Genomic DNA, 26,213 nt, shown 5'->3' with positions numbered 1-26,213 from the left:
ACAAGATTCGCTCGATCCGGCAATATCGCCAGTCGATGGCGTTCGCGCAGTGTGCGGTCGATGGCCATCCCGGCAATTATGCCGCGCGCCGAAGGCTGGCGGTCACGCATTACGATGTCGGCACGATCCTGACGCTCTTCGGCGATCCCCGTGGCGGGCTGAAGCTGCTGCAGCAAGCTCCGACGAGGAACGGGAATTAACGAGATTCGAGCCCGACGACGACAATCTCAAGCGCTCCTTCTCGATCGTCGAGCGCGCCCGGGCGATCGCGCTGGCGGACACCGGGCAGGTCGATCGAGGCCTGGCGATCATGGCGACGCTGGTGGCCGACACGAAACGCATCTGGACAGCGCGTCCACACGAATATCGGCGCATGCGCGACTATGCCGTCTTCGAGATGGGGCTCGCCAACCTGCAGCTCAAATATCGCCATACGGACGACGCTTGTGCCAGCTACGGGCGATCCCAGGCCATCTTTGAAAGGATGGGACGGGAGGGCCATCTCTCCGCAGTCGACCGAAAGACGCAGTTGGGCGGCATCATCAAAAACCAGCGCGAGCATTGCGGCGCATGACCTGACGCCTCCCGCCACTGGCCAGAAAATGGAACGGTAAAAAAATCGTTAGCCCCTTGGCCAGTTTTTCCGCTGCTTTTTCCGCCGCCCGCGCAGTCTGTGATGTGGGGGAGTTGGAGAACCCTGCGCCGTCTCTTTGGAGGGGTATCAGGTGACATCAGCATCTGCTGTCCATCGAATCGAGCCGGCGCAGCGACTGGCTGCGAACCCGCATTTCATCGGCTTTTGGGGAGTTGAAATGCGTCTCGTCTCGTTCCTTGGCACCGCCGCGATGATCGGCGTCACGACCGCCGCGCATGCGGGCTATTATGTTTCGACCACCGCCAACACGGGCCGCGGCTACAATCGCGGCTGCCAGGCCGGGTATAATTCCGGCGGCGACGTGGGTGCGAGCTTTTTGGTCAACGATGGCAGCCGTTGTGCCTGCAACCCGGCCGGGTTCCTGTCGCAGCAGAATGCGGCCGTGACCGTCAGCGGATCCACGGACACGACGGGCACGCTGACCGCCTCCCACGATGAGTCCAGTGTCGTTGCGTTACCCGACGCGGCTTACGCCACCGCCGCCGCCGACCTCGCGACCGGTCAGGTCCATCTGTCGGTGAGCGCTGCGAACTTCTCGGAAGCCAGCGCCTCGGCGCATCTCAGCGACACCCTTCATTTCACGATCGCGGGTGCCTCCTCCGATACGGTGACGCTGATCCCCATCAGCTTCGCGTTCGACGGCAAGCTGTCCGGCACAAACGATCCGGCGACGGCCTCGGGCGAACTCAATTACGGCTTCTATTTCGGCAATGCGCAAGCCTACGAGTTCGGCGACTACGGTGCCGGCTATTACGGGTATAACAACACCTATCCCACCTTCGTCTTCGCCAGCGATCCGCGGGTAAACGGATGGGTATCCTACAGCTTCGGTTCCTATGATCCGCTGAACACCCAGTTCACGGGCCTCTACGCGATCATCGGTGCGACGGCAGACATCGGCATCGACTTCGATCTGGGGCTTCGTGGCACCGGGCTCGACTACACCAATACCGGCAGCGTCAGCATCGGGAAGGTGGACGGCGTGTCGTTCACGTCGGACTCCGGCGTCTTCCTCCAGGCGGCGGCTGCGCCCAGCGCCGTGCCCGAGCCGGCCAGTTGGGCTTTGATGATTGGCGGCTTCGGCATGGTCGGGGGCGTGATGCGTCGGCGGCGTCCCAGCGTCAGCTTCGGCTGATCAGAGGCGGTTCGTTCCGGGAGAACGGCGCCGCCGGCTATGCCGGCGGCGCTTTCCTGTCGGTGCCTGGGCGAGCGAGCACCGACAATCGCTAGCGGATATGCTTATGCCCTCTTGTAGATCTGTCAGGTAGTTTCGCCGGGCGGTCGGTTGGCCGTCGCCACCCAAACATCATCACGCTCTCCAGGGCTTTGTTGACCGCCTGAAGTTGATCAACGGTCATTCGAGCAGCCTTGGCAGGCGCCGACTCATCCTCTCTCATCATGATCGTCATCTTCTTGTTGTCGATGTCTGCGAGCGTCCTAGCTGACCGATGATGACAATAGGATTGCTGGATGGTGAGACCGTGCGGCTGGTTCGTTCGATAGCGGTCGGCGGATCCAGCGAACGCCCATCGGCGATTGGAGCGCCCGTGCTTTCGCAGCGTCTGGCAGACACTTTAGGGCCGCGCATGCGGCAGTTTGAGCGGAAAGCGAACCGACGAACAAGTCCAGCGGTCGTTTCGGGCGACTGGCCGGCCGATCAGCCAACTCGCCAAGGCAATCGCGCGAGGGCGCTGCCGAGCGAATAAAAGACCATATACCCGCCGATCAGCCGGCTATGCGCGGTGGGATATCGCGCGAAGATGGCGCTCTGGCTCGTCACATGCACCGCCTGCACCGCCAGGTCGAGCAGCACGACGCCGATCACCAACGCGGGAAGACTCACCGGCAGAAGCGCGATCGCCCCTGCGACGCGCGAGATCGGCAATTCTCGGAAGCAGGAGGTTGGCCGTCACGCCAACAGTCGGGTCGAGAACGATCAAGCGCGGGCGGTCAGCGCCAGCCGAGCGCCGGTGCGATGTGCGTCAGGATGCTCTCGATGACATGGGCATTGTAATCGACGCCAAGCTGGTTCGGCACGGTCAGCAGCAACGTATCGGCTTCGGCGATGGCTTCGTCGGCGCGGAGCTGTTCGATCAGGCGATCCGGTTCGTCGGCATAGGATCGGCCGAAAACCGCGCGCATATTGTCGATCACGCCGATCTGGTCGCTGCTTTGATCGCGGCCGAAATAGCTGCGGTCGAGATCGTTGACCAAGGCGAAGATCGAGCGCGAGACCGAGACGCGCGGCGCATGGGCATGGCCGGCCGCCTTCCACGCCTCGCGATAGGCGCGGATCTGCCGGGCTTGCTGGACATGGAAGGGTTCGCCGGTCTCGTCCGCCTTCAGCGTCGAACTCTGCAGGTTCATGCCGAGCCGGGCCGCCCATTCGGCGGTCGCATTCGTGGCCGATCCCCACCAGATGCGGTCGCGCAGGCCCGCCGCATGCGGCTCCAGCCGGAGCAGTCCTGGCGGATTGGCGAACATCGGCTGCGGATTGGGCTTGGCGAAGCCTTCTCCCTTGAGAAGCTGCAGAAACACCTCGGTATGGCGGCGCCCCATGTCGGCGTCGCTCTCCCCGTCCAGCGGGGCATAGCCGAAATAGCGCCACCCCTCGATCACCTGCTCGGGCGAGCCGCGACTGATGCCGAGCTGCAGGCGCCCGCCTGCGATCAGGTCCGCCGATCCGGCATCCTCGATCATGTAGAACGGATTTTCGTAGCGCATGTCGATGACGCCGGTGCCGATCTCGATGCGACGCGTGCGCGCGCCGACCGCGGCCAGCAGGGGGAAGGGCGAAGCCAGCTGGCGGGCGAAGTGGTGGACGCGGAAATAGGCGCCGTCGGCGCCCAGTTCCTCGGCCGCTACCGCCAGATCGATCGACTGGAGCAGCACATCCGCCGCCGACCGCGTCGCCGACTGGGGGGAGGGCGACCAATGGCCGAACGACAGAAAACCGATCTTCTTCATGCCGCCCTTCCTGCCGCAAAGAGGGATCGGGCGCCACGCTTTCGTTGCGGGGCGGGCAGGGGAACGCTCCGCGCCGCCCGGCCTTCGGGGCGGCGTGGCACAGGATCGGCCTTTGTCCTGAAAGCGCAATATGGTGGCTTTAGGGGCTGCGATCCTCCGCTCGCAGTCCGGCCAGGCATGACTCCTCTTCGCCCCATCGATCGATGGTTCATCGATGAAATCCTGCCCCATGAAGCGTTGTTCCTGCGCGCGGCGCGGCGCGTGACCGGCAGTCGGGGCGAGGCGGAGGATCTGGTGCAGGAGGCCTATTGCCGCCTGTTCGAGGGGAATGGCTGGGCGCTCTCGCTGGATCCGCGCGCCTATACGATCCAGACGATCCGCAATCTGGCGATGTCGCAGATGCGTCGCGCGCGCATCGTGGAGTTCAGCCAGTTGATCGAAACCGAGAATCTGGCGGTTCCGGATGAAAGCCCGGATGCCTTCCGGATCGCCGCCGGCCGCGAAGCGGTGATGCGCGCGGGGAAGGCGTTGGACGCCATGCCCGAGCGCTGCCGCCACGCCGTGGTGCAATGCCGGGTGCAGGGGGAGACGCCCACCCAGGTCGCGGCGGCGGCGGGCCTGAGCCTCTCCACGCTGGAAAAGCGGCTGACGCGCGGCCTGAAGCTGCTGGCCGCGGCGCTCTACCCCGCCCCTGTGGACAAGCCCGACCCCACGACCGAACCGAAGCCCGTATCCGCTTGCCCCGTCGACATGGCTGGTCAAGCCGATGGCGGCGCCACATATAGCCGACATGCCTCCAGCACTGCCGAACGATGAGAAAACGCGCGATCGCATCGCGCACGAAGCGGCAAACTGGTGCGCCCGCCTGGCAATCGGCACCGCGGATCCTGCGGCGTTCGAGCGGTGGCGCGCCGAATCGCCCGCGCATGCCGTCGCGGTCGCCCGCGTCACGGCGGCCTGGGAAACCGTCGACGCGGTGCCCGATGTCGTGGCGGCGGCGCCCGCGTCGCCCAGCCGCCGCACCCTGTTGCGAACGGCGGGTCTGGTGGCGGCCGGCGGGCTTGCGGCAAGCTTCGTCGCGGTGCGTGCTGCCGCCTGGCCGCGCGCCGAAACCGCGATCGGCGAGCGGCGGATCGTCGCGCTCGGACGCGACGGCCGCGCGATGCTCAACACCGACAGCGAACTGGCCTGGCACGAAACCGATCAGGGCCTGCGGCTCCGGCTGGAGCGCGGCGAGGTCGCGCTCCAGCTGAATGGCCGCCAGCCGGCGACGTTGAAGGCGGGCGACTGCGAATCGATCCTGTCCGCCGGCCGCTTCTGCGCGCGGCTGGAGCGGGATGGGCTGGAGGTCGCGGTGCTCGGCGGTTCGGCGCGCATGGTGGGGACCGGCGGACCGAAGACGGCCCTGTCCCGCCAGATCCTGCGGATCGGTCCCGACGGCGGAACCACCCTACGCGCCGACGATCGTATCGAGCGCGCGCTCGCCTGGCAGGGCGGCGAGATCCTGTTTCAGGACGAGCCTCTGGCCGAGGCGATCGCGGATTATAACCGCTATCTCACCCGCAAGATCGTGATCGTCGATCCCGCTCTGGCCGACATCCGCATCGGCGGCCGCTTCACCACCAGCGATCCCGAGCCCTTCCTGCGCGGCCTGCGCGACGGCTTCGGCGTCAGCGTGTCCGAGCGGGACGACGGCATACTTCTCGCCCAGAAATAATTTTCTGCCGACGTGGCGGTCCCGGCCCCGCCGGGAGTCCCATCCGATGAAAGGAGCGGCATCCAACGCTCCACCAAAGAGGGACATCCATGCTTCGGAGCATTCGCAACCTGCCGTTCGCGGCATCGCTGGCGCTTACCACCGCCACCTGCGTCACCTGGACGCCGGTCAGCGCGCAGTCGGTCCGCACGTTCGATCTTCCCGCGCGCTCCACCGTCTCGGCCCTGACGGCTTTGTCGCGTCAGGCCGGCATCCAGATCCTGTTCCCCAGCACGCCGCTTGCCGGACGCACCTCGCCCGCCGTGCGCGGCGCGATGAGCTATCGCGACGCTTTGGCCAAGGTGCTGGCCGGCACGAACCTGATCGTGGCGTCGGACGACGGCAAGGTCGTGATCCTCCGCGAGGGGCCGACGCGCACGACGGACTCCGACATGTCCTCGGCGGACAGCGGCCCGGAACTGGTGGTGACGGGATCGCGCCTCGCCGCGCGCGCCGGTGAAATGGGGCCCACTCCGGTGACGACGCTGGGCAGCGAGGAGTTCCGCCTGTCTGGCACACAGAATACGGAGCAGTTGCTGCTCGATACGCCGCAATTCCTGGGTGCCGCGAACAGCGGCGCCACGGGCAACAACGTGCCCGGCGGCAATGCGCTGCTGAACCTGCGCGGCATGGGCGCGCAGCGCAGCCTCGTGCTGGTCAACGGGCGCCGCTACACGATCACCGGCCCCAGCCAGGCGACCGACATCAATTCGATCCCGACCGCTCTGATCAAGCGCACCGAGGTGGTGACGGGCGGCTCCTCCGCCGTCTACGGATCGGATGCGATTGCGGGCGTGGTGAACTTCATCCTGCGCGACGACTTTCAGGGGCTGGAGATCGGAGCGCAGAATTCGCTCGATACGCACACCTCGCACAGCAATTCGACGATCGACGTGACCGCCGGCAAGAATTTCGCCGAGGGCCGCGGCAACATCACCGCGTCATTCAATTATCTGAACCGCCAGGGCGTCACGGCGCGCGATCGCGGCGCCTGGGCCGCCGCGCGCGTCGCCGATGGTTGCGTCACGCCCAGCAGCTTCAGCACCACGCGACCCGGCACGCCGCTGGCCGTGCCGAGCGGATCCACCTGTCTGACCGCCGGGGGGCGGCCGGGTCTGGTGACCACCGGCAGCGGCAGCATCCCCAACGGCCGCTTCGCCATCCTGCCGGCCATCGGTTCCAGCTCGACGCCTGCTCTGAATGCTGCGCTCGCCGCTGCCGGACTGGGCGGCCTGACGACGCGCGGCTTCACCTTCAACGATGCCGGCACGGCCGCACGTCCCGCGCTCACGCCGCAGGACGATTTCAACCTGCTGCCCGATTCCTACCTGATCGTCCCGCAGCAGCGGCTGATGGGCAATCTCTTCGCCCACTATCACTTCAGCGACGCCGTCGAGCTCTATGGCGAAGGCCATTTCAGCCGCAACCGCGTGAACATCCAGCTCACGTCGAGCGACGCGTCGGGCAATTATCTGTTCAATGTCGATAACCCCTATCTCACGCCCGCGATGCAGAATGTGCTGCGCCAACTGGATCTGGCCGAGGCGGCGAGCACGACCTTCACCAACGCCGGCATGACGCAGACGACCACGCGCGGCGACGGGCTGGCGATCCTGAATATCGGCCGTCGCCTCAACGAGACCGGCTATCGCGCCGCGCAATATGATACGAACGCCTATCGCGGCCTGATCGGCCTGCGCGGTTCGCTGGGCGATGTCTCTTCGGGCTTCCTGCGGAACCTGAAATACGACGCTTATTACATGTATGCCCGCACCAACGAGAATGACCGCACGGACGGCGCCATTTCGCCCAGCACGCTGCAGCGCCTGCTCCTGTCGCAGAATGGCGCGGCGCCCGTCGCCAACATCTTCGGCGCGAACCTCTCGGCCGATGCGGTGCGCGCGATCACCGTCTCACTCTACAACAGCACGCGCGCCAGCCAGCAGGTGGCCAATGCCAACCTGACCGGCGAGCTGTTCGCGCTCCCCGCCGGCCCCGTCGATTTCAGCCTCGGCGTCGAATGGCGCAAGGCCTGGGCCAGCTTCCAGCCCGATCAGCATTCGATCATCGGCGACGTTTCTGGCTACGGCGCGGCGCTACCCACGAACGGATCGGAGAGCAGCAAGGAGGCGTTCGGCGAGGTCCGCGTGCCGATCCTCGCCGATCTCCCCGCCATCCGTCGCCTCGATGTGACGGGCGCCTTCCGCTATTCGGACTATGACCTGTCGGGCGTGGGCGGCGTGTGGACCTATTCCGGCGGCGCCCGCTACGAGCCGGTGCGCGGCATCGCGCTGCGCGGCCAGTATCAGCGCGCGACCCGTGCGCCGAGCGTGGGCGAGCTCTTCGCCGGCACCAGCAGCAGCGGCCCCTCGCTCACCGATCCCTGCTCCAGCCGCCAGCCGAGCGGGCAGCAGACCGCCGCCGTCCGCGCCGTCTGCGTCGCCACCGGCGTTCCGGCTGCGCAGGTCTTCACCGCCAACGTCCAGCCCAACCAGTTCATCACCACCATCACCGGCGGCAATCCGGCGCTGGGCGCGGAAACGTCCACCACCAAGACGGCGGGTGTCGTGCTGACGCCCTCCTTCCTGCCCGGCTTCAGCGCCAGCGCGGACTGGTATTCGATCGAGGTGAAGGGCGCGATCGCCACGCTTGGCGGGGGCGCCGCCAACATCCTGAACCTGTGCTACAATGTGGTGCAGGATGCGGGCAGCCCCTTCTGCCAAGCGATCAGCCGCGACACGCTGACCGGCCAGATCAACGCGCCGAAATATATCAGCTCGCTCAACGCCAATACCGGCGCACTGAAGACGTCCGGCGTCGATATCGAGGCGAGCTACACCTTCGCCACCGCGTTCGGCTTCGATCGGGCGAGCCGCTTCCTGCTGTCGGCCGACCTCAACTACACCGACGATTTCACCAGCACGCCGGTCTCGGCGATGCCGAACATCCAGAACCATTGCGTCGGCAGCTTCGGCGCGACCTGCGGCCAGCCCATCCCGCGCTGGAAGGGCCTGACGCGACTGACGTGGCAGAGCGGGCCGCTGACGCTCAGCCTGCGTCATCGTTTCATCGGCAAGGTGACGGTGGATACGTACAAGCTGCCCAGGGCTTCCGGCGGCACCGTGCCGAGCCTGGCCTCGCTCACCAATCCGGTGATCCCGACGCAGCATTATTTCGACCTGACCACCGACATCGCGATCCAGAAATCGATGACGCTGACGCTGGGCGTCCGCAACCTCACCGATCGCGACCCGCCGGTGATCGGTACGCCGTCGCCCACCGCCAACACGTTCAGCTCCACCTATGACGTGCTGGGCCGCACATTGTTCGTGGCGGTGCGCGCCTCCTTCTGATCCGGGCAGGAGAGAGGGGGCATCCCTCTCTCCGCCCCACCGGGCGCCCGGCGCACGCATCATATCTTGATGCGGGCGCCGATCGTGATGGAGCGGCCGACCACATCGTAATAAGGCGAATAAAGCGACTGATAGGGCGGCTTCCTGTTCAGGAGATTGGAAACGTCGCCGTAGATTTCGAGGCGCGACGGGCCTTTCCCCGAGGCGATCGTCTTCCTGATCTGCAGGTCGAAATAGGCGTAAGCCGGGATGTCATTGTTGATGATGTTGACCGCCTTGTTGTATTTCCCGGCGGAGATGAAGCGGGTGCGCAGGCGGATCGAGGCGCCGTCCGTTTCGTAGCCGATCGTGCCGTTGACGCGCAGCTTGGGCACGCCGGAATTGAACGCATTGCCCTGCGAGCCGACATAATCGAAGCTGCTGGCGCCGTCGTCGGTCACCAGTTTCTCGACCCAGCTGGCCGACAGCCGGAACGTCAGGTCTCCCGGCCAGGACGGCACGATCGTCCGTGCGGGCATCGCGGCCGAAAGGTCGGCATCCACGCCGTTGGTGCGATATCGCGCCAGATTCAGATTGGTCGTGCTGATCCGGGTGATGTTGCCCGCATTGTCCCGCACCACCCGGGCGCACATCGCGGCGCTGCCGTTGAAGCAGCGCGTGACGATATCCTGCGGCGACAATGTCGAGATCACGTTGTCGACGCGGATCGCATAATAATCGACGGAGAAACGGACCGTCGACGATCGCGGCGCGAAGGCCAGGCCGATCATCGAGGTTTCGGCCGTCTCGGATCGCAGGGATCGATTGCCGCCGCCGAGCGCCAGCACATAGGCGCTGGCATCCTTCACGGGATCGCTGATCGTGTAATAGCCGATCGTCTGCCGCGTGAAGAGTTCGCTCAGATTGGGCGAGCGTATGTCGCGCGAGCGCGAGACGCGCAGCGTCAGGCCCGGCGCGATTTCCCCCGTCAGGCCCAGCTTCCAGGACCAGATGCGCCCGGTGACGTCCACATCCGAGATGCGCGCGGCGGCATCGAGCTGGAGCTTCCGCACCACGGGCGATCGCGCGACCAGCGGCAGCAGGACCTCGGCAAATCCCTCCTTCACGAAATAGGAGCCCGAATAGGCCGAGAAGTTGAACGCCCGGAAGGCCTGCGCGCTGTCCAGTTCGCCGACGGTCTGATCGATCGCCTCGCGGCGCAGCTCCACGCCCGTCGCGATCGAGATCGTTCCCGCCGGCAGCGAGGCCGGCTCGCCCCGCAGGCTGGCGCCGCCCACGTCGAGCGTGGTCCGCGCATGTTGCCGGGGCGTGCCGGTGACATAGGCGAGCGCGGCGGCCGAGGGCGATCCGTTGCCGAACAGATTGATCGGCACGCAGCTGCTGGACGGATTGGTGAGCGTCACGCGGCAGACGGGTTGCGCCGTCGCGGGATCGATCACCGAATCCACCGCCTGCGCGAAATTGTCGGTCAGGACGAAGCCGGGCGTGGCGATGTCGTTCCGGTAGAGGCCGTGGCTGTAATAAGCGTTCCAGCGCCAGCTTCGGCCGAACGCGCCGTCGATCGCCAGCGTCCCCTGCGTGGCGATCCGCTGATAATCGATGCGCGGGAAGGGGAAATCCGAATTGAAGCGCCCCATCGTGAAGCTGGTCTGTCCTGCGGCGGCCAGCTGGGAGCGGATGGCGGACGAGAGGAAGGCATTGTCGCTGGAGATCGTGATGTCGCCGCGATCATTGTCGCCGAACCAGATGTGATCGCCCCACACGCGCGCATGGCGGATTTGCGCGGTGATGCGGATCCGGTCGCTCAGCTCGAAGCGCATCTGGGCGAGCCCGCTATAATGGCGCTGGGGCCCGATGAGCGGGCTGATCGTGTCGTTCGACGGCCCCTCGCCGCCGATCATATCGTTGCCGACGACGGTGCCGGTGCGAAAGTCGCGCAGCGATCCGTCGGGGTTGAAGGCCTTGCCCGCCAGCACCCCGCTCAGGATCACGCCGCCGACCGCGGCATTGGCGAACCCCACGTCGGGCGTGATGCGGAACTGGCCGTTGCCGACGGCGACCGTCGCCCAGCGGCCGACGCGATCGCGCGCCGTCTTGGTGGCGATGCCGGCACTCGCCAGATAGTCGCCGCCGACGACGAGACTGCCCCTGCCGTCCGCGAAGGACAGGCCGGCGGCGCCTTCGAAGGCGCGGTCGGCGGCATCGCCATAAGCGGATATGCCGCTGCGCGTGCCGAGCTTCAGCCCGCGAAAATCCTGATCGATCGCGATATTGACGACGCCGGCCACCGCGCCCGATCCCCAGGCGGCCGAGGAGCCGCCGGTAATCACGTCGATCGATTTGACGAGGACGGTCGGAACGCTGTTCAGATCATTGTCGCCGGACAGGCGGCGCCCGTCGAGCAGGACGAGGGTGCGGTTCACGCCGAGGCCGCGCAGGTCGACGGGGGCGATGCCGCTCTGCGTATTGGTCGCGGTGGTCTGCGGGGAGGTAGTGCCCCTGAACTGCGGCAGATCGTTGAGCGCCGCCGCGACATTCTGGCGCATGCCCATCGACAGGGCCAAGGCCGACACATGGACGATCGGCGTCGGCGCATCGAAGCCGCGCGCGTCGATCCGCGATCCGGTCACCACGATCGCGCCTGCGGCGTCGGGTGGTGGCGGGGGTGACGGCACTTGCGGCAATGCCTTTTTCGCGATCCGGGGCGGGGCGGGGGGGCGGGGAGAGATGATGTACGAGCCGCCCGGCGTGACGCTGGCGCCGAGGCCCGACCCCCGCAACAGCCGGTCCAGCGCCTCCGCGACCGTGAAGCTGCCCTTGAGGGAAGATGCGGTGCGCCCCCGGATATTTTCAGGCGAAAAGAATATGTTGGCATGAGCGCGCCGGCCGATCGCCTCCAGCGAAGCCGCCAGGGGCTGGCGCGGCAAGGCGATGTCGAACCCGGCCGGCGCGGCGAACGCGGCGGTCGCGCCGAGGCAGGCCGCCACGAGCGCACTCGCGACGCAGACCCTTCCCAACACGCTACCCGCTCCGAGACGCATAGTCCCCGATATGCGTTCGTGCGAAAAGTGCGAGCCGTTTTCGACGGGAAGACCGACGGCTCGTCGCCTTCCTCAGGGCGTCAGCAGCAGCGTATCGGCCTGTCGGCGCACCTTCAGGCCATGCAATTGCGCCGCCGCCGCCGCGAATTCGGTCGCATCGTCTGTATTGAAGACACCCGAGATCGGCAGCGCGCGCAGGCGCGGATCCTCCACCACGACCTGCACATGATCGTAGCGATTCACCTCGGCGACCGCGTCCGCGAGCGGCGTGCCGTCGAACAGAAGCTCGCCGCGCCGCCAGGCCGTCACCGTATCCAGCGCCGGCCGATCGAGCCGGGGCGCATCGGACGCGCCGGCCGACAGCCGATCGCCGGGCCGCAGCACGGCCAGAAGCTGCGGCCTGGCGCCGTCACGCGTCACCTCGACCCGGCCACGCAGCAATGTCACCCGCACCTGATCGCCATCCTTGCGGACGACGAAAGCGGTGCCCAGCGCCTTGATATGCTCGTTGCCGACGCTGACGATGAACGGACGGGACGTATCATGCGCGACATCGAACATCGCCTCGCCCTGCTCCAGCGAGATGCGGCGCTCCGCACGCGCGAAATGGACCGTCAGATGGCTGTCCGTGTTCAGCGCCACCCGGCTGCCGTCATCCAGCGTCGTGGAATGCTGTTCGCCGACATGCGTGGAGAGGACGGGCGCCTGCCCCATGTACAGGGTGAGCGCACCCGCGCCGACCATCGCCAGAAATGACGCGGCCATCGCCATCGGCGCGAAACGACGGGACGGGCGCTCTATCGGCTCCACGTGCCCGGCGACCACCGCACCCGGCAGCAGATCCCAGATCTCCGTCGCGCGCTCGAACGCGGCCTGATGGGCATCGTCGGCGCGCAGCCAATCCTGCAGCGCGGCCTCGGTCTCGGCGGTGCGCTGGGGCCCCTGCAGCCGGGCGAGCCAGGCGGAGGCTTCGGCGTTGATCCGTGCCCGCTCCTCGGGCGGCGGCGTCACCATTGCTCCATCCATTTCATCATCTCCAGTGTCGCTCGGGCGACTTGTTTTTCTACGGCGGGGATACTCATCCCCTCTTCTTGCGCGATGATCGCGTAGCTCACCCCGTCCAGCCGACGGCGGAGGAGGATGCGCCGCGTCCGCTCGGGCAGCCGCTCCAATCCGGACGACGCCCGCTGGAGGCGCTGGCGGGAGCGCAGGGACTGTTCGGGGTCAGGCGTGGCGTCGGCGATCGAAAAGACGTTCGAAACCTGGGTGAACGGTGCGCGGCCCTGTCGCCGGGCCTCGTCGATCGAGAGATTGACCGCCGTGCTGACGAGCAACGCCTCCTGCGAGCGGACGGCATGCTGCTGCTCGTAGCTTTCCACTTTCAGGAAGGCTTCCTGGACGAGATCCTCGGTATCCTGATCGGCGACGCCGCGCCGTCGCAGCGTTCCGCGAACGCGTCGCATCATGTCGCCAAGGTGATTCATCGGGCTCTCTGGCCGGCCCTATAAGCGAAGGCCGGCCAGGAGTCCGGTATTTTCGGCCGGACGAAACGGGGCGTCCGGATCAGTCCACATCGTTATGGACGATCCTCTGCCATTCCTGGGGCGTCAGCGGCAGCGTCTCCAGCGACGCATAATAGGCCTTCAGGTCCATCGAGAAGGGCCAGTCCGACGCCGTCACGAAATGATCGACCCCGATCCGGCGCATCAAGGCGACGAGCGTCGCCTGATCGGCGGCCGAGACCTTTTCGGGGCGGATCGCGGCCAGATCGAAGGTGAGATCCCGGCAGGTCGCGCGATCGGCCTCGCTGGCATCGGCGAAGACGCCCAGCGCCGCGAGCGTCGGCGCGTCGATCCCGCCCCAGCCGGCGAGATGCGCGATCTGAACCCTGGTGCCGCGCCCGGCCGGAAGCACGTCGCGGATGAAGATCTTCGCTTCCTCCGCGCCATAGCCGGTCGCGCCGTTGCGCATGTGGATCATGATCCGCTGGTGCTGCGCGGCGACGGTGCGGAACACGGTCGCCAACTGCTTCACCTGCTCCGGATCGTGAAAATCGAAGTGCGAATTGGCGAGGTGCAGCTTGATGCCCGCCACATGCGGGTTGCCGCGCCAGCGCGCGATCTCTCCCAGAGCGGTCGGGGTGACGGGATTGACGCCGATATAGGCATCGAAACGGGTGGGGTAGCGCTGGGCCAGGCCGACGGTGAAATCGTTGGCGGCGCGCAGGATGTCCGCATGGTTGGGCACCAGCGGCCCCATCAGCGGGCTTTCCGCGAGATAGCCGGTCGACATGATCCAGGCGCGCTTGATGCCGGCGGCATCCATCGCGTGGAGCAGATCCTCCGGCTTCAGCGGCCGCGTGAAATCAGGCTCGCATTTGCTCGTGCGCGACGGGCTCGCGCAATAGCCGGGCAGGAAGGCCAGGATCGCCGGGGAGTGAAGATGGACGTGGTGATCCACGATCACGGGGACGGAAAGGGCGGCGGGGGCAGCAGGCGGGGCGCCTGCCGCCGGGTCCGCGGCGGCCAGCATCATGCTGATCGCCGCGGCCGCCACGGTCGAGAATGCGTTCACTGCGCCTTCTCGCCCAGCAGCATCTCCTTCCAGAAGAGCATGCTGGCCCAGAAGTAATAATCCTCGTTTTCCTTCTTGTGGTACACATGGCCCTCGTCCTTCGCGAGGACGTGCCAGGCCTGCCCGCCGTGCGCGCGGACGGCCTTGATCATCTGCATCGCTTCGGAGGCGGGCACGCGCGGATCGTTGCCGCCCGTCGCCACGAGCAAAGGCACGGTGATCTTGTCGACGCTGGAGAGCGGGGAGATTTCCTCCAGCTTCTTGCGCTGCACCGGATCGCGCTCGTCGCCATATTCGACGCGACGCAGATCGCGGCGATAGGATTGCGTGTTCTGCAGGAAGGTCACGAAGTTCGAGATCGCGACATAGCAGTTCGCGCCCTTCAGCAGCGGGCTGTAATGCGTCGCGGTCGCGTAGCACATATAGCCGCCATAAGAGAGGCCGTTGACCGCGAAGCGCGCGGGATCGAGCGTCGGATCCTTCTGCAACGCCGCGAGGAAGGCGCCGATGTCCTTCACCGAATCCTCGCGGTGGAACGGCCCGTTGTCGAGATTGACGAAGCGCTTGCCGTAGCCGGTCGAGCCGCGCACGTTCGGCTCGAACAGGGCGATGCCCAGCTCGTTCAGCAGATAGTTGAAGCCGCCGATCCAGTCCGGCCGGGTCTGGCCTTCGGGGCCGCCATGGATATCCATGATCATCGGGCGCTTGCCGGGGAATTTCTTCGGATCCGGGCGGTAGAGGAAGCCCGAGATGAGCTGGCCGTCATAGCTCTTGATCTCGACCAGGGTGGGCTCGACGTTGTGCGAGGGATCGAGGCCGCCCGTCTCGCTCTGCGTCCAGCGGGTGACCGCCAGCGTCTTCGGATCGATCGAGAAGGCATCGCCCGGCACGCGGGCCGAGGCCATGCTGAGGCCGATCGTGCCCCACGGCGCGATCTCGATCGCGGAGCCGATCGCATAGGGGATCACGCCCACCGGCAGGCCGGTGATCGGGCGGACGGCGCCCGTCCGGGTGTCCATGATGCGGACGCTGCTGACGCCGGCTTCGTTGATCGCATAGACGACGAAAGAGCCGTCGGGGGCGACCGCATAATCGCTGACGTCCCACTTGGGTTCGCTCGTCTTGGACGCGAACGCGCCCGACGCGCGATCGAGGATGCCGAGGCGCGCGAAATCGGAACCGACGTCCGAGATCGTCCAGATCGCGCCGTCATGGGCATAATGCAGGTCGCTGAACGAGGCCGGCTTGCCCTTGTTGATCTGCGTCATCTTGCCGCTGGCCAGATCCAGCTCATAGACGTCCGCCTGATTGACCGACATCCGGTTGAGGACGAGCGCCTTGCCGCCGTCGCTCGAGAAATCGACGATGTTCCAGCCGCCGCCCGCGACCTGTGCGACGAGGTGATCGGACTTGGGATCGCGCGGATCCATCACGTAGAGATCGGAATCGGTGCCGTTGCGGCGGGTGGAGGAGTAACCGATCTTCGCGCCGTCCGGGCTCCAGGCGCCGAACCAGTTGCGGCTCTTGCCGTCGGTGATCAGCGTGGCGCGGCCATGATCGAGGCGGAACAGCTGGAAGAATTCGCCGCCGCCGACATCCTCCTGGAACACCAGGGTGTCGCCGCGCGTGGGCGCGAGCGAGCCGGTCAGAACGGGCTCGCTCTCGAACGAGATCTGCGAGCGCGCGGCGCCCGGCGTCGCCACCGTGTGCAGCTGGTTGGTGTTGCCGAACCGGGTCTTGATCAGCATCGAATGATCGACCGGGTTCCAGCCGAGGAAGTTCGCGGAGCGCGATTCCAGATAGGGGCGGGTCGCCTCGACGATCGACATCGGGATGGCCGGAACGCCGTCCGCCTCGATCGCGGCGGGCTTGGGGGCCGTGGCCTCGGGGGCGGCGACCGCGACGGTGGGGGCGGCGGTGGCGACGCTCGCCAGCAACAGCGCGATCATCGGGCGGATCGGCATACAATCACTCCTCGGAAAACGGTTTGGCCGCCGCGCCGGGGGAGCGCGACGGCCGGGGGGAGGCGTTGGACCTTAGAACTTCACGCGGGCGCCGACGGAGATGAACCGGCCGACCACGTCATAGTAAGGCGAGTAGAGCGAGCTGACCGGCGGATCCTTGTCGAACAGGTTGCTCACATTCACGTACAGCTCCAGCGTGCCGCCGGCGGGGTTCGGAATGCGCGTGTGCGCCTCGAGATCGAAGTAGGTGTAGGCGTTGATGTGGTTGTTCGTCAGGTTGACGGTCGAGTTGTACAGGCCGGGCGAGATGTAACGGGCCCGGAACTCGCCGCCGACGCGCGCGCCTTCATAGCCGATGCTGCCGTTGGCACGCCATTTCGGCACACCCAGACCGAACGAATAACCCTGCGAGCGGACATATTCGATCGTGCTGATGCCGTCGTTCACCTGCAGGCGGTTCACCCAGCTGCCCGATGCGTGAAAGCGCAGCGTACCGGGCAGGTTCGGCGCGATGCGGCTGAGCGGCATGCGGTAGGACAGCTCGGCGTCGATGCCGTCCGTCTTGTACTGCGACAGGTTCACATAGCCCGAGCGGGTCTGCGTGATCGTGCCCGAGGCATCGCGGCTGATCTGCGAGCAGAGCGACGTGTTGCCGTTGTAGCAGCGCGTGACGAGGTCCTGCGCGGCGATGGTGGTGATGATGTCCTTGATCTTGATGTTGTAGTAATCGATCGAGAGATCGAGGCCCGGGATCATCGCCGGCGAATACGTGAAGCCGCCGGTCCAGGTGTCGGCCGTCTCCGGCTTCAGGTTGCGGTTACCGCCACCCATATTCTGGACGTAGACGCTCTGGTTGGTCTGCGGATCGGTGAGGTTGTTATAGCCGATCGAGGACTGGGTGTAGAGTTCGGTCAGATTGGCGGCACGGATGTCGCGCGAACGGGTGGCGCGCAGGCGGAAGCCCTGGAACACCTCGTCGGTCAGGCCGACCTTCCACGACCAGATCGAGCCCGTCGTGCTATAGTCCGAAACGCGGCCCGCCGCGTTCAGCTCGAGGTCGCGCAGGACCGGCAGGTCCTTGGCGAGCGGCACGACGATTTCGCCGAACGCCTCCTTCACGGTGAACCCGCCGTGCAGTGGCGCGAAGCTGAACGAGCTGAACGCGCCGGCCGCGTCGAGCGCGCCGACCTTCGTGTTGATCTGCTCGCGACGGACTTCGCCGCCGACCGCGAACGACACCGGGCCCGCCCAGGTGTTGAACGGCTCGCCGCGCAGGCTGGCGCCGCCGATGTTGAGCGTCTGGTGCGAATGCGATTCCGGCGTGCCGGTCACATAATTGATCGCGGCCTGCGAGGGCGAGCCCTCACCGAACAGGTTGATCGGCACGCAGCCGGCGGCACCGCTGCGGCACACGGCCTGGCCGGTGGTGGGATCGATGATCGAATCCACGGCATTCGCGTAATTCTGCTTCAGCAGGAAGCCGGGGGTGCGGATGTCCGTGTCGAACGCGCCGTAGCTGTAATAGGCGCTCCAGCGGAAATCCTTGCTGCCGATGTTGAAGCGGCCGTCGGCCGAGAGCGTGCCCTGCGTGACGACGCGCTGGAAATCGATCGTCGAGTAAGAGAGGTCGTCGTTGAAGCGGCCCATCGTGAAGCTGGTCTCGCCGGCCGCCAGCATCGCCGCCTTCTGGGCTGCGGGCAGGTAGGCATTGTCGATGCTGATCGTCAGGTTGCCGCGATTATGATCGCCGAACCAGATATAGTCGTTCCACATGCGCGAGTGGCGCACTTCACCGGTCAGCTTGAACGCGTCCGAGAATTCGTAGCTCACGCGGCCCAGCGCCGAATAACGGCGCTGCGGCGTGACGAGCGGGCTGAGATCGTCGTTCGAGGGGGCCTCGTCGCCGATCGCGTTGGTGCCGACCGTCTTGGTGACGCCGAACGCGTGGAGCGTGCCGTCCGAACCGAACACCTGCCCCTTGTTCACGCCCGACAGGATCAGGCCGCCGCGCGCCGCATTGGCGAAGCCGACATTGGGGACGTTCGAGAAGGTGCCGTCGCCGTTCGAGATGGTCGCCCAGCGGCCGACATTCGGGCGGCTCGCCTTCGGGACGACGCCCTCGCTGTCATAATATTCGCCGCCGACGAGGACATGGCCACGGCCGCCCGCGAAATCGGTGCCGAACTTGCCCTCGGCGCGGATCGAGGCATCGTCATGATAGGACGAGATGCCCTTTTCGATGCCGAGCTGCAGGCCCTTATACTTGTCGTCGAGCACGATGTTGACGACGCCGGCGACGGCGCCCGAGCCCCAGGCGGCCGATGCGCCGCCGGTCACCACGTCCACCGTCTTCATCAGCACGGTCGGGATGGTGTTCAGATCATTGTCGCTGACGAGGCGATGGCCGTCGAGCAGGACGAGCGTGTGGGTGACGCCGAGGCCGCGCAGATCGACCGGGGCCTGGCCGGCGCCGGTGTTGGTGCCGGTGGTCTGCGCCGAGGTGGTGGCGCGGAACTGCGGCAGATCGTTCAGCGCGGCGGCGACGTTCGCGCGCGCGCCGATGGCGAGGTCCGCCGCCGGCAGGTGGACGGTGGGGGTCGGCGCCTGGAAGCCCGCGCGATCGATGCGCGAGCCGGTGACGACGATCGCATCGCTGTCGGTGGACGCGGCCGCATCGGTGCTGGCCGGGGCCTGATCGGCCGGAGCGGCCCATACCGCCGTCACACCCTGGAGTGCTGCGACCGCCGCGCACACGCGCATCACATTGCCAAATTTCGTCATGAGCCGATCCCTGGTTGGAGCCGAAATCGAATGCTTCGGCTTTCATCAGGAGAGACGACGGTGTGTCACAAAACCGACAAAAAAATTTTGCGGGGCGCCGCATTCACAGCAAAAATGCGACGAGTGCGATGGGAAGTCGCGCTTTCTGGGCTCGCCGCGTGGACTTCCAACGCGCGGGATCGCGTCGTCAGAGCGGCTCAGGCTGACGGAAAGCGGCGCGCGGACCCTGCCTCCGGCACATGACCGAAAGATTTCGGCGCAGGATCCGCTCCGGCAGGATTTTCGCGGCCGCTTTATTTCTGCAGGAATTGCCAGACGGCGGAGATCACCACCGATCCTTCGCCGACCGACGATGCCACCCGTTTCACGGACGCGGCCCGGACATCTCCCACCGCGAAGATGCCGGGGCAGGACGTGGCATAAGGCGAATGGCCGCCGGCCGCCTCGCCGGTCAGGACGAAGCCCTTGTCGTCCAGCGCGACGAGGCCCGAAAGCCACCCGGTATTGGGTGCCGCGCCGACCATGATGAACAGCGCGCAGGTGGTGAGCAGCCGCGTCGAAGCGTCGTCTCCGCTGCGGATGGTGACGGCATCCAGCCGGTCTTCGCCATCCACCGCGACCACCTCGGCCCCATATTCGATCGTCACTGCCGGATCGGCCTCCAGGCGGCTCGACAGATAATGCGACATGGATGCGGCGAGCGAATTTCCGCGCACCAGCAGGCGCACATGCGCCGCCGACCGGCTGAGGAACATCGCCGCCTGCCCGGCCGAATTGCCGCCGCCGATCACCACCGCCTCGGCGCCCCGGCAGAAGCGGGCTTCATTCTCGGTCGCGGCATAATAGACGCCGCTTCCCTCATATTTGCACAGCCGATCGATCGGGAGCTGCCGATATTGGACGCCCGTGGCGACGACGATCGCGCCGGCGCGGACCCGCTGGCCATTATCGAAGGTGGCGCAGAACGTCCCGTCGTCCAGACACTCCAGCTTCGCCACGCGGCGCGGCATGGCGAAGCGCGTGCCGAACTTCATCGCCTGCACCTCGCCACGCCAGACGAGGTCGGCTCCGGAGATGCCGGTGGGGAAGCCCATATAGTTTTCGATGCGGCTGGACGTGCCGGCCTGTCCCCCGATGGCGGTGTCCTCCACCACCAGCGCGCGCAAACCTTCGGCCCCCGCATAGACGCCCGCCGCCACCCCGGCGGGGCCGCCGCCGACGATCACCACGTCGAAGCTTTCGTCTTCCACCAGCTCGCGATTGAGGCCCAGCAGCCGCGCCACCTTGTCGGGGGTGGGATCGGCGATGACGTTGCCCTTGCCGAAGATCACGGCGGGCCGATCGGCGGAGATGGAGCAACTGGTGGCGACGGAGGCGGCCTCCGCGCTGCCGAGCGCATAGGATGTGTAGGGAAGGCGGTTGCGGCTCGCAAATTCGGCGACGCGGCGGACGGCGGCATCGTCATCTTCGCCCAGCAGCACCAGCGTACTGTCCCGCGCTTCCAGCTGGCGGCGCCGACGCGCGGCCAGCACGGTGATGATGATGTCCGACATTTCCGGAATTTCGGACATCAGGCGCAGCATCGTCGCGCGCGGAACCTCGATCACGTCCGTATCGCAGACCGTCCGCATCGGCATCGACCAGCTGCCGCCGTCCAGGAACGAGATTTCGCCCATGAACTGGGTGGGGCCGAGCGTGGAGGGAACCAGCCGCTCGTCGGTGAACGGATTCACCACCTCGATCTCGCCCGCCACGACGTAGACGAAACAGTCGACCGGATCGCCCGGCCGGACAAGGAAGGTGCCGGCGGGATACCGCCGCGCGACGCCCGCATCGCGAAGCGCGGCGACATGGGAAGGTGAGAGCGGCACCCGCTGCATTTCGCGCAGATCACGGCCTATGGTTTCCATCGCGCATCTCCCGGCATGAGCTGTCCCTCGTTGGCGAGAGACACCCCAACTTGCAATCGGCTTCGACAGGCGGCGAGCAGGAAGCCGGGCCGGATCGTGGCGGCGCGGGGGATGCGGAGGTCGACACCACGACCCGGCAGCGCTGGTGAAAGCGCTGGACAGGGATCGCCGGCGACCGACCTTGCAGGCCGCGCGCCGCCAAAAGGAAGCTGAAGCGGGGCGCTGCCACTTGCGCTGGCAGCGCCCTCGAACAGCCCTCAAAAGGTCATGACGGCGCGCCCGACGATCCTGTTCTCGCGCATCAGATCGATATTCTCGTTGATGGTGTCGAACGCGATCGTCTTGATCGTGTGCTGGATCTTGCCCGCGGCCGCGAGCGCCATCACTTCGCTCAGATCGGCATTGTTGCCCCAGAACGAGCCGTGAAAGGTCTGCTCGCCGGACACGCGCGGGAAGAGCGGAACATCGATGCGGTCGCCGATGAAACCGACATCGGCATAGTGGCCGCCGATCGCCAGTCGCGAGAAAGCGAGCTGCATCATTTCGGTGGCACCGGCGCAGTCCATGATCGCGTCGAACTTGTCCTGGCCGGTCGCCTGCTTCAGCTCGCGGCCGACATCCTCGGACGACTTCCCCGCGATCGCGATGATATGATCGGCGCCGTATTTCTTGGCGATCTGAAGTTTCTCTTCGCTCCGGGCGACCGCGACGACCGGCGCGCCGGCACCGAGCAATTTGGCATATTGGATCGCGTAGGAGCCGAGGCCGCCGACCCCGAACACGCCGATCACCCGATCAGGCCCGAGCCCGCCCGCATCGCGAATCTTCTTGAGCGCACGATATGGCGTGAGCCCCGCATCGGTGAGCGGCGCGAGCTGCTCGAACTGCAGATGCTTGGCCACCTTGATCACGTATCGCGCGGGCACCGGAATATATTCGGCGAAGCCGCCATAAGGCCCGAAGCCCGGCCAGCGGACGTTGGGGCAGATATGCGTGTCGCCGACCATGCAATGACGGCAGACGCCGTCGCCCCAGCCGGGTGCCACGACGACATGGTCGCCCTCGGCGAGGCCGGCGACCTTCGGCACCAGGCTGCCGATCCGGTCGAGCGTACCGGTGATTTCGTGGCCGGGGATGACGGGCGGCGGGATCTCAGCATAGCCCTGAAAGAAGCCGTCGATCAGCAGAACGTCCGAACGGCACATGCCGCAGGCCGCCACCTTCACCAGCACCTCGTCGGGCTCGATGTCGGGGATCGGGATATCCTCCAGAACCAGGGGCTTGCGATATTCGAGGATGCGGGCCGCTTTCATCGATGGTCTCCTTTGGATCAGGCTGGTGGATCAGGCTGGGAGTGCGGCGGCCGCCGCTTCGGCGACCGCGATGTCCTGCTCGACCGAACCGGCGCTCGCGCCGACCGCGCCGACGATCTCGCCGTCGATACGCACCGGCAGGCCGCCGCCGAAGATCACGACCCTGCCGGCATTGCTCGATCCGATGCCGAACAGCGGGGCGCCGGGCTGCGCCAGTTCGGCGAGAGTGGCGGTGGTCTTGTCGAAGAGGCGCGACGTGATCGCCTTGCCGATGGCGAGATCGATGCTGCCGACGAGCGCGCCGTCCTGCCGGGCGAAGGCGACCAGCGCGCCGCCCGCATCGACCACCGCGATATTATAGGCGATGCCGAGCTGCGCGGCCCGCGCCTCGCCCGCCTCCAGCATGCGCTTCGCATCGACGAGCGACAGGCTCCTGAACGTCCGCATCGCCACCTGCTCCCGGCATATCGGCTCGCGTGCCAACCGTGTCGCGGGGAATACCACCCGGCCGGGCCGCACCGGCGTCAATTGGGGTGAAATGCGGTCGAAGATGGGCGTTCTGGAGCGTTCGCCGCGCGCGTCGCGTCGCAGCTGAAGACGCGAATCCCCAGCGCTGCCGATCACCCGATCTATCGCTCCTCATTTTGGGTGTGGAAGCTATGATGACGGCGGGGGAAGACATGACGCCGCCGCTGAAAGCATCGATCGGTCCGCACCGATGCGCCTGAGCATCGCAGGAGGCGCGCTGCTGCTTGCGGCGGCGATCCTGCTGTCGGGCAAGGCGGAAGCATTGAATCCCGAGCGTCCGCTATCGGCCTACAAGCATGCGCGCTGGACCGCCGCCGAAGGCGCGCCGTTGCTCATCTACGCGCTGACTCAGGACGATCGCGGATATTTGATCATCGGCAGCGCGACCGGCCTCTATCGTTTCGACGGTCTGACCTTCGATCCTATCCCGACCGAAGACCGCGAAATCCGGCACGGCCGAGTCCTGTTCCTGCTGAAGGCGCGGGATGGCACGATCTGGGTGGCGTATGACACGGGCCAGATCGCCACGTATCGCGACGGCATCCTCCGGCTCGATCGGTCCGCGCCGCGAATGTCGGACGAGCCCAACGGCATGGTCCAGACCCGAGGCGGCGCCATCTGGCTCAGCCAGCAGAGCCTGGGGCCCGCGCTTTTGCGGTACCAGCGCGGCCAGTGGAAACGTGTGACGCCTGATTACGACCGGGATGAGCATACCTCGCCGCGCGGCCTGTTCGCCGGGCGTGACGGTGCGCTCTGGCTGGCGACCGACCGCTCCCTCTATGTGCTGCGCGAGGGGGCAATCCGGTTCGAGCGTGTGACCGACGCTCATGGCCGCACCGTATTGAGCGAGGACGGCTATGGCCGCCTCTGGATATCCGACGATCGCGGCACACGGCCGTTCCTGCCGATCGGTGTGAAGGAGACCCTGTTTCCGACGCCGCTGTTCCGGCGCTGGACCGCGGTCACGCGGTTCGATCGCGACGGCAATCTGTGGATCGCGAACGGCGAAGCGCTGATCCGCGTCCGGTCGCCGGCCACAGGCACGGCGGCGAGCAGCGCGGACCGTGCCGGTCGGATCGAAGCGATGACGACGCGGGATGGCCTGACCGCCAACACGACGACGCCTCTGTTCGAGGATCGCGAAGGCAATGTCTGGATGGGCACGTCGCGCGGGCTCGATCAGTTTCGCGATGTCAGCATCGTCAACGAGCCCGCATTGGTCGCCGGCACGGGGCGGAGCGTCGGATTGCTCGCCGCGTCGGACGGCACGGTCTATGCCGGCGCGGCGGGTGGCCTCTACCGCATCGTGCCGGGTGGCCGCCCCGAACGCGTCGCGGGTCCGCTTGTCGAGCCCCGGCTGGTCTGCGAGGCGGCCGGCGGCGACATCTGGGCGATGGGCAATGACGCGTTCGTCCATTTCCGCGATGGCGTCGCGCGTCGAGTGCCGCTCCCCGCGCCATTCCGCAAGCTCGGTTCGTATGACATGGGCGGCTGCATCGCGGACGGCCGAGGCACGCTCTGGGTCTCTCGGTACTGGGCGGGCAATCCAGACAGCGGCCTGTTCGCGCTGCGCGACGGCCGATGGCGGCATCTGCCGCTCTCCCCCGATGACTGGCCCCGCGGCCTGGACCGGACGGCGGCCGGGGGCGTCGTGGCGTGGCTGAGATCGGGCGTCGTCGGGCCGATGGACGGGGATGGGAAAGTCGGGAGGTCGTGGGTCACGTCGCCGTTGACCGACGGACACGTGATCCAGGCGACACACGGGGGCATCGTGCTCGGCGGCAAGTTCGGCCTGGCGCGGATCGCGGGTGGGACGCTCCGGATCATCGATCCCGAACGTGTCCCGTCGATCGCGGACACCACGGGCCTGGCCGAAACGCCCGGTGGCGAAACCTGGATGCTCGGTCGTGCCGGCATCGTCGGCTTCAGGAAGGGCGCGCTGGATCGTGCGTTCGTCGATCGCGCCGCCAGGCTGCCCGCGACGATCCTCGACTTTCAGGACGGCCTGCCCGAGGTCCGGAGCCTCGTCAGCCAGCATGGCGCCGTGCGCGGCGGCGATGGCCGCATCTGGTTCGCGACGGCGGGCGGCGTGGTGTGGATCGACCCGGATCACCTGGTCCGGAACGGCACGCCGCCACTCGTGCATGTCCGCAGCCTGATCGCCGGCTCCGCCCGATATCGCGATCCGCCGGTCGCGCTGGAGCTGCCGCGCGGGACGAAGACGGTCGCGATCCGCTATGCCGGCCTGAGCCTCACGCTGCCGCAGCGCGTCCGCTTCCGGTATCAGCTCGAAGGCGTCGACGACGGCTGGGTCGATGCCGGCAGCCGCCGCGAAGCATTCTATGCCAATCTGCCGGCGGGCACCCATCGCTTCCGGGTGATGGCGATGAACAATGACGGCGTGTGGAGCAGGACGCCCGCCACGCTGGATATCAAGATCGCGCCGACATTCGCCGAATCGATCTGGTTCAAGCTGCTCGTCGCGGCATGGCTCGCGCTGCTCGTCTGGGCGATCGTCCGCTTCCGGACGCGGGCGGTGCGCGCCGGCCTTCAGGCGCGATTCAACGCGCGGATGGCGGAGCGCGAGCAGATCGCGCGCGATCTGCACGATACGCTGCTCCAAAGCGTGCAGGGGCTGATCCTGCAGGTCCAGTCCGCGATCGAACATCTGCCGGCCGGCGATACGGCGCGGAGATCGGTGGAACAGGCGCTCGACCGGGCCGATGCCGTGCTGAGCGAAGGGCGCGATCAGGTGCGGGCGCTGCGCAGCGACGTCGCGCCGCAAAGCCTGCCCGAAGCGCTGTCGCAGGCCGGCGCGGCGATCGTGCAAGGCACCGGGCTCGCCTTTCACGTCTCGGTGGAGGGGACCACGCGGGCCATACGGGCGATCGTCGGCCGCGAAATGCTGCGCATCGCGGAGGAGGCGCTGCGCAACGCGGTGCGGCATGCCGGAGCGGGCCGTATCACGCTGCGCCTGCACTATGCGCGCGACGAGCTTCGCCTGGCCATTGGCGACGACGGCTCGGGAATCGCAATGGGCATCCTCGAAGCGGGCGGTCGCGCGGGGCATTATGGCCTGCTCGGCATGCGCGAGCGCGCCAGACAGATCGGCGCCCATTTCGACATTCTGTCGACGCCCGGGCAGGGAACCGAGATCCGGCTCTCGATCGCCGCGCGCCTGGCCTATCAGGACCGTGAAGCGCGGCTGGGCGACCGGCTGCGGACGCTCTGGAGGCGCTTGGGACCCGGCTGAGCCGTCATCGCCCGCAGGCTTCACCGCAATTGTCCGCGCTTCACTCGCGCCGGCCACGTGAACGACCGAAACCCATCGGAGCCGCCCGATCTTGGGGCCGGCTTCGCCGCCAGAGGTG

The 26,213-nt window shown here is 66.9% G+C and carries 18 protein-coding genes; 7 read left to right on the top strand and 11 right to left on the bottom strand.

The genetic code is table 11. The features are described 5' to 3' along the window. Positions 1 to 35 precede the first annotated feature (35 nt). The 3 genes from HL653_RS22605 to HL653_RS22595 all read left to right on the top strand — a co-directional run bounded on the left by HL653_RS22605 (position 36) and on the right by HL653_RS22595 (position 1,790). Positions 36 to 200 (top strand): hypothetical protein, encoded by a 165-nt coding sequence (locus HL653_RS22605; protein WP_171746487.1) that lies wholly within the window; start codon positions 36 to 38, stop codon positions 198 to 200. Between the two features lie 110 nt (positions 201 to 310). Next, positions 311 to 574, top strand: a complete 264-nt coding sequence (locus HL653_RS22600; RefSeq protein WP_171746486.1) for a hypothetical protein — start codon at positions 311 to 313, stop codon at positions 572 to 574. Between the two features lie 136 nt (positions 575 to 710). Next, positions 711 to 1,790: a PEPxxWA-CTERM sorting domain-containing protein gene (locus HL653_RS22595; protein ID WP_253717311.1), complete on the top strand. Its 1,080-nt coding sequence runs from the start codon at positions 711 to 713 to the stop codon at positions 1,788 to 1,790. A gap of 522 nt (positions 1,791 to 2,312) precedes the next feature. Here HL653_RS22595 and HL653_RS22590 read toward each other — a convergent pair. Further along, the gene (locus tag HL653_RS22590; RefSeq protein WP_216599924.1) at positions 2,313 to 2,540 is read right to left on the bottom strand and encodes a hypothetical protein; all 228 of its coding nucleotides are present in this window, start codon (positions 2,538 to 2,540) and stop codon (positions 2,313 to 2,315) included. A gap of 65 nt (positions 2,541 to 2,605) precedes the next feature. Then, positions 2,606 to 3,622, bottom strand: coding sequence for an LLM class flavin-dependent oxidoreductase (locus tag HL653_RS22585; protein ID WP_171746485.1), 1,017 nt, complete (start codon positions 3,620 to 3,622; stop codon positions 2,606 to 2,608). 177 nt (positions 3,623 to 3,799) lie between these two features. On the opposite strand from HL653_RS22585, the gene HL653_RS22580 reads away from it, so the two are divergent. The 3 genes from HL653_RS22580 (at position 3,800) to HL653_RS22570 (ending at position 8,731) form a co-directional block, all read left to right on the top strand. Then, positions 3,800 to 4,438: an RNA polymerase sigma factor gene (locus HL653_RS22580; protein WP_171746484.1), complete on the top strand. Its 639-nt coding sequence runs from the start codon at positions 3,800 to 3,802 to the stop codon at positions 4,436 to 4,438. Continuing rightward, positions 4,413 to 5,339, top strand: a complete 927-nt coding sequence (locus tag HL653_RS22575; RefSeq protein WP_171746483.1) for a DUF4880 domain-containing protein — start codon at positions 4,413 to 4,415, stop codon at positions 5,337 to 5,339. Before HL653_RS22580 ends, HL653_RS22575 begins: the two co-directional genes overlap by 26 nt. A gap of 89 nt (positions 5,340 to 5,428) precedes the next feature. Continuing rightward, positions 5,429 to 8,731, top strand: coding sequence for a TonB-dependent receptor (locus HL653_RS22570; RefSeq protein WP_253717309.1), 3,303 nt, complete (start codon positions 5,429 to 5,431; stop codon positions 8,729 to 8,731). 59 nt (positions 8,732 to 8,790) lie between these two features. On the opposite strand, the gene HL653_RS22565 is transcribed toward HL653_RS22570, so the two are convergent. The 9 genes from HL653_RS22565 to HL653_RS22525 form a co-directional block, all read right to left on the bottom strand. Further along, positions 8,791 to 11,751, bottom strand: coding sequence for a TonB-dependent receptor (locus tag HL653_RS22565; protein ID WP_171746482.1), 2,961 nt, complete (start codon positions 11,749 to 11,751; stop codon positions 8,791 to 8,793). Between the two features lie 93 nt (positions 11,752 to 11,844). Next, the gene (locus HL653_RS22560) at positions 11,845 to 12,786 is read right to left on the bottom strand and encodes a FecR family protein (RefSeq protein ID WP_171746481.1); all 942 of its coding nucleotides are present in this window, start codon (positions 12,784 to 12,786) and stop codon (positions 11,845 to 11,847) included. Then, positions 12,780 to 13,238 (bottom strand): RNA polymerase sigma factor, encoded by a 459-nt coding sequence (locus HL653_RS22555; protein WP_253717306.1) that lies wholly within the window; start codon positions 13,236 to 13,238, stop codon positions 12,780 to 12,782. Before HL653_RS22555 ends, HL653_RS22560 begins: the two co-directional genes overlap by 7 nt. 97 nt (positions 13,239 to 13,335) lie before the next feature. After that, positions 13,336 to 14,346, bottom strand: coding sequence for an amidohydrolase family protein (locus tag HL653_RS22550; RefSeq protein WP_171746479.1), 1,011 nt, complete (start codon positions 14,344 to 14,346; stop codon positions 13,336 to 13,338). After that, positions 14,343 to 16,310, bottom strand: a complete 1,968-nt coding sequence (locus HL653_RS22545; protein WP_171746478.1) for a prolyl oligopeptidase family serine peptidase — start codon at positions 16,308 to 16,310, stop codon at positions 14,343 to 14,345. Before HL653_RS22545 ends, HL653_RS22550 begins: the two co-directional genes overlap by 4 nt. A 72-nt stretch (positions 16,311 to 16,382) precedes the next feature. Then, complete coding sequence (locus HL653_RS22540) at positions 16,383 to 19,091, bottom strand: TonB-dependent receptor (protein WP_216599923.1); 2,709 nt, start codon at positions 19,089 to 19,091, stop codon at positions 16,383 to 16,385. 293 nt (positions 19,092 to 19,384) lie between these two features. Continuing rightward, positions 19,385 to 21,001, bottom strand: coding sequence for a cyclic nucleotide-binding domain-containing thioredoxin-disulfide reductase (locus HL653_RS22535; RefSeq protein ID WP_171746477.1), 1,617 nt, complete (start codon positions 20,999 to 21,001; stop codon positions 19,385 to 19,387). Between the two features lie 257 nt (positions 21,002 to 21,258). Continuing rightward, positions 21,259 to 22,314 (bottom strand): NAD(P)-dependent alcohol dehydrogenase, encoded by a 1,056-nt coding sequence (locus HL653_RS22530; RefSeq protein WP_171746476.1) that lies wholly within the window; start codon positions 22,312 to 22,314, stop codon positions 21,259 to 21,261. A gap of 30 nt (positions 22,315 to 22,344) precedes the next feature. Next, positions 22,345 to 22,761: a heme-binding protein gene (locus tag HL653_RS22525; protein WP_171746475.1), complete on the bottom strand. Its 417-nt coding sequence runs from the start codon at positions 22,759 to 22,761 to the stop codon at positions 22,345 to 22,347. Between the two features lie 271 nt (positions 22,762 to 23,032). Between HL653_RS22525 and HL653_RS22520 the strand changes: the two genes are divergently transcribed. Beyond that, on the top strand, positions 23,033 to 26,095 hold the full coding sequence (locus tag HL653_RS22520; RefSeq protein WP_171746474.1) for a sensor histidine kinase: 3,063 nt from the start codon (positions 23,033 to 23,035) through the stop codon (positions 26,093 to 26,095). The last annotated feature ends 118 nt before the right edge of the window (positions 26,096 to 26,213 follow it).

Origin of the sequence: Sphingomonas sp. AP4-R1 (assembly GCF_013113735.1) — a bacterium.
Classification (GTDB): Bacteria; Pseudomonadota; Alphaproteobacteria; order Sphingomonadales; family Sphingomonadaceae; genus Sphingomonas_I.
Note: the sequence above shows the minus strand (reverse complement) of the source record. Positions and strands in the feature narration are given on the sequence as shown.

Bases quoted from the DNA above. Each gene is read 5' to 3' on its own strand.
- HL653_RS22605 (WP_171746487.1), top strand. From the start codon at position 36: ATGGCGTTCGCGCAGTGTGCGGTCGATGGCCATCCCGGCAATTATGCC.
- HL653_RS22600 (WP_171746486.1), top strand. From the start codon at position 311: ATGGCGACGCTGGTGGCCGACACGAAACGCATCTGGACAGCGCGTCCA.
- HL653_RS22585 (WP_171746485.1), bottom strand. From the start codon at position 3,622: ATGAAGAAGATCGGTTTTCTGTCGTTCGGCCATTGGTCGCCCTCCCCC.
- HL653_RS22580 (WP_171746484.1), top strand. From the start codon at position 3,800: ATGACTCCTCTTCGCCCCATCGATCGATGGTTCATCGATGAAATCCTG.
- HL653_RS22575 (WP_171746483.1), top strand. From the start codon at position 4,413: ATGCCTCCAGCACTGCCGAACGATGAGAAAACGCGCGATCGCATCGCG.
- HL653_RS22570 (WP_253717309.1), top strand. From the start codon at position 5,429: ATGCTTCGGAGCATTCGCAACCTGCCGTTCGCGGCATCGCTGGCGCTT.
- HL653_RS22560 (WP_171746481.1), bottom strand. From the start codon at position 12,786: ATGGTGACGCCGCCGCCCGAGGAGCGGGCACGGATCAACGCCGAAGCC.
- HL653_RS22555 (WP_253717306.1), bottom strand. From the start codon at position 13,238: ATGATGCGACGCGTTCGCGGAACGCTGCGACGGCGCGGCGTCGCCGAT.
- HL653_RS22545 (WP_171746478.1), bottom strand. From the start codon at position 16,310: ATGCCGATCCGCCCGATGATCGCGCTGTTGCTGGCGAGCGTCGCCACC.
- HL653_RS22540 (WP_216599923.1), bottom strand. From the start codon at position 19,091: ATGACGAAATTTGGCAATGTGATGCGCGTGTGCGCGGCGGTCGCAGCA.
- HL653_RS22535 (WP_171746477.1), bottom strand. From the start codon at position 21,001: ATGGAAACCATAGGCCGTGATCTGCGCGAAATGCAGCGGGTGCCGCTC.
- HL653_RS22530 (WP_171746476.1), bottom strand. From the start codon at position 22,314: ATGAAAGCGGCCCGCATCCTCGAATATCGCAAGCCCCTGGTTCTGGAG.
- HL653_RS22525 (WP_171746475.1), bottom strand. From the start codon at position 22,761: ATGCGGACGTTCAGGAGCCTGTCGCTCGTCGATGCGAAGCGCATGCTG.
- HL653_RS22520 (WP_171746474.1), top strand. From the start codon at position 23,033: ATGCGCCTGAGCATCGCAGGAGGCGCGCTGCTGCTTGCGGCGGCGATC.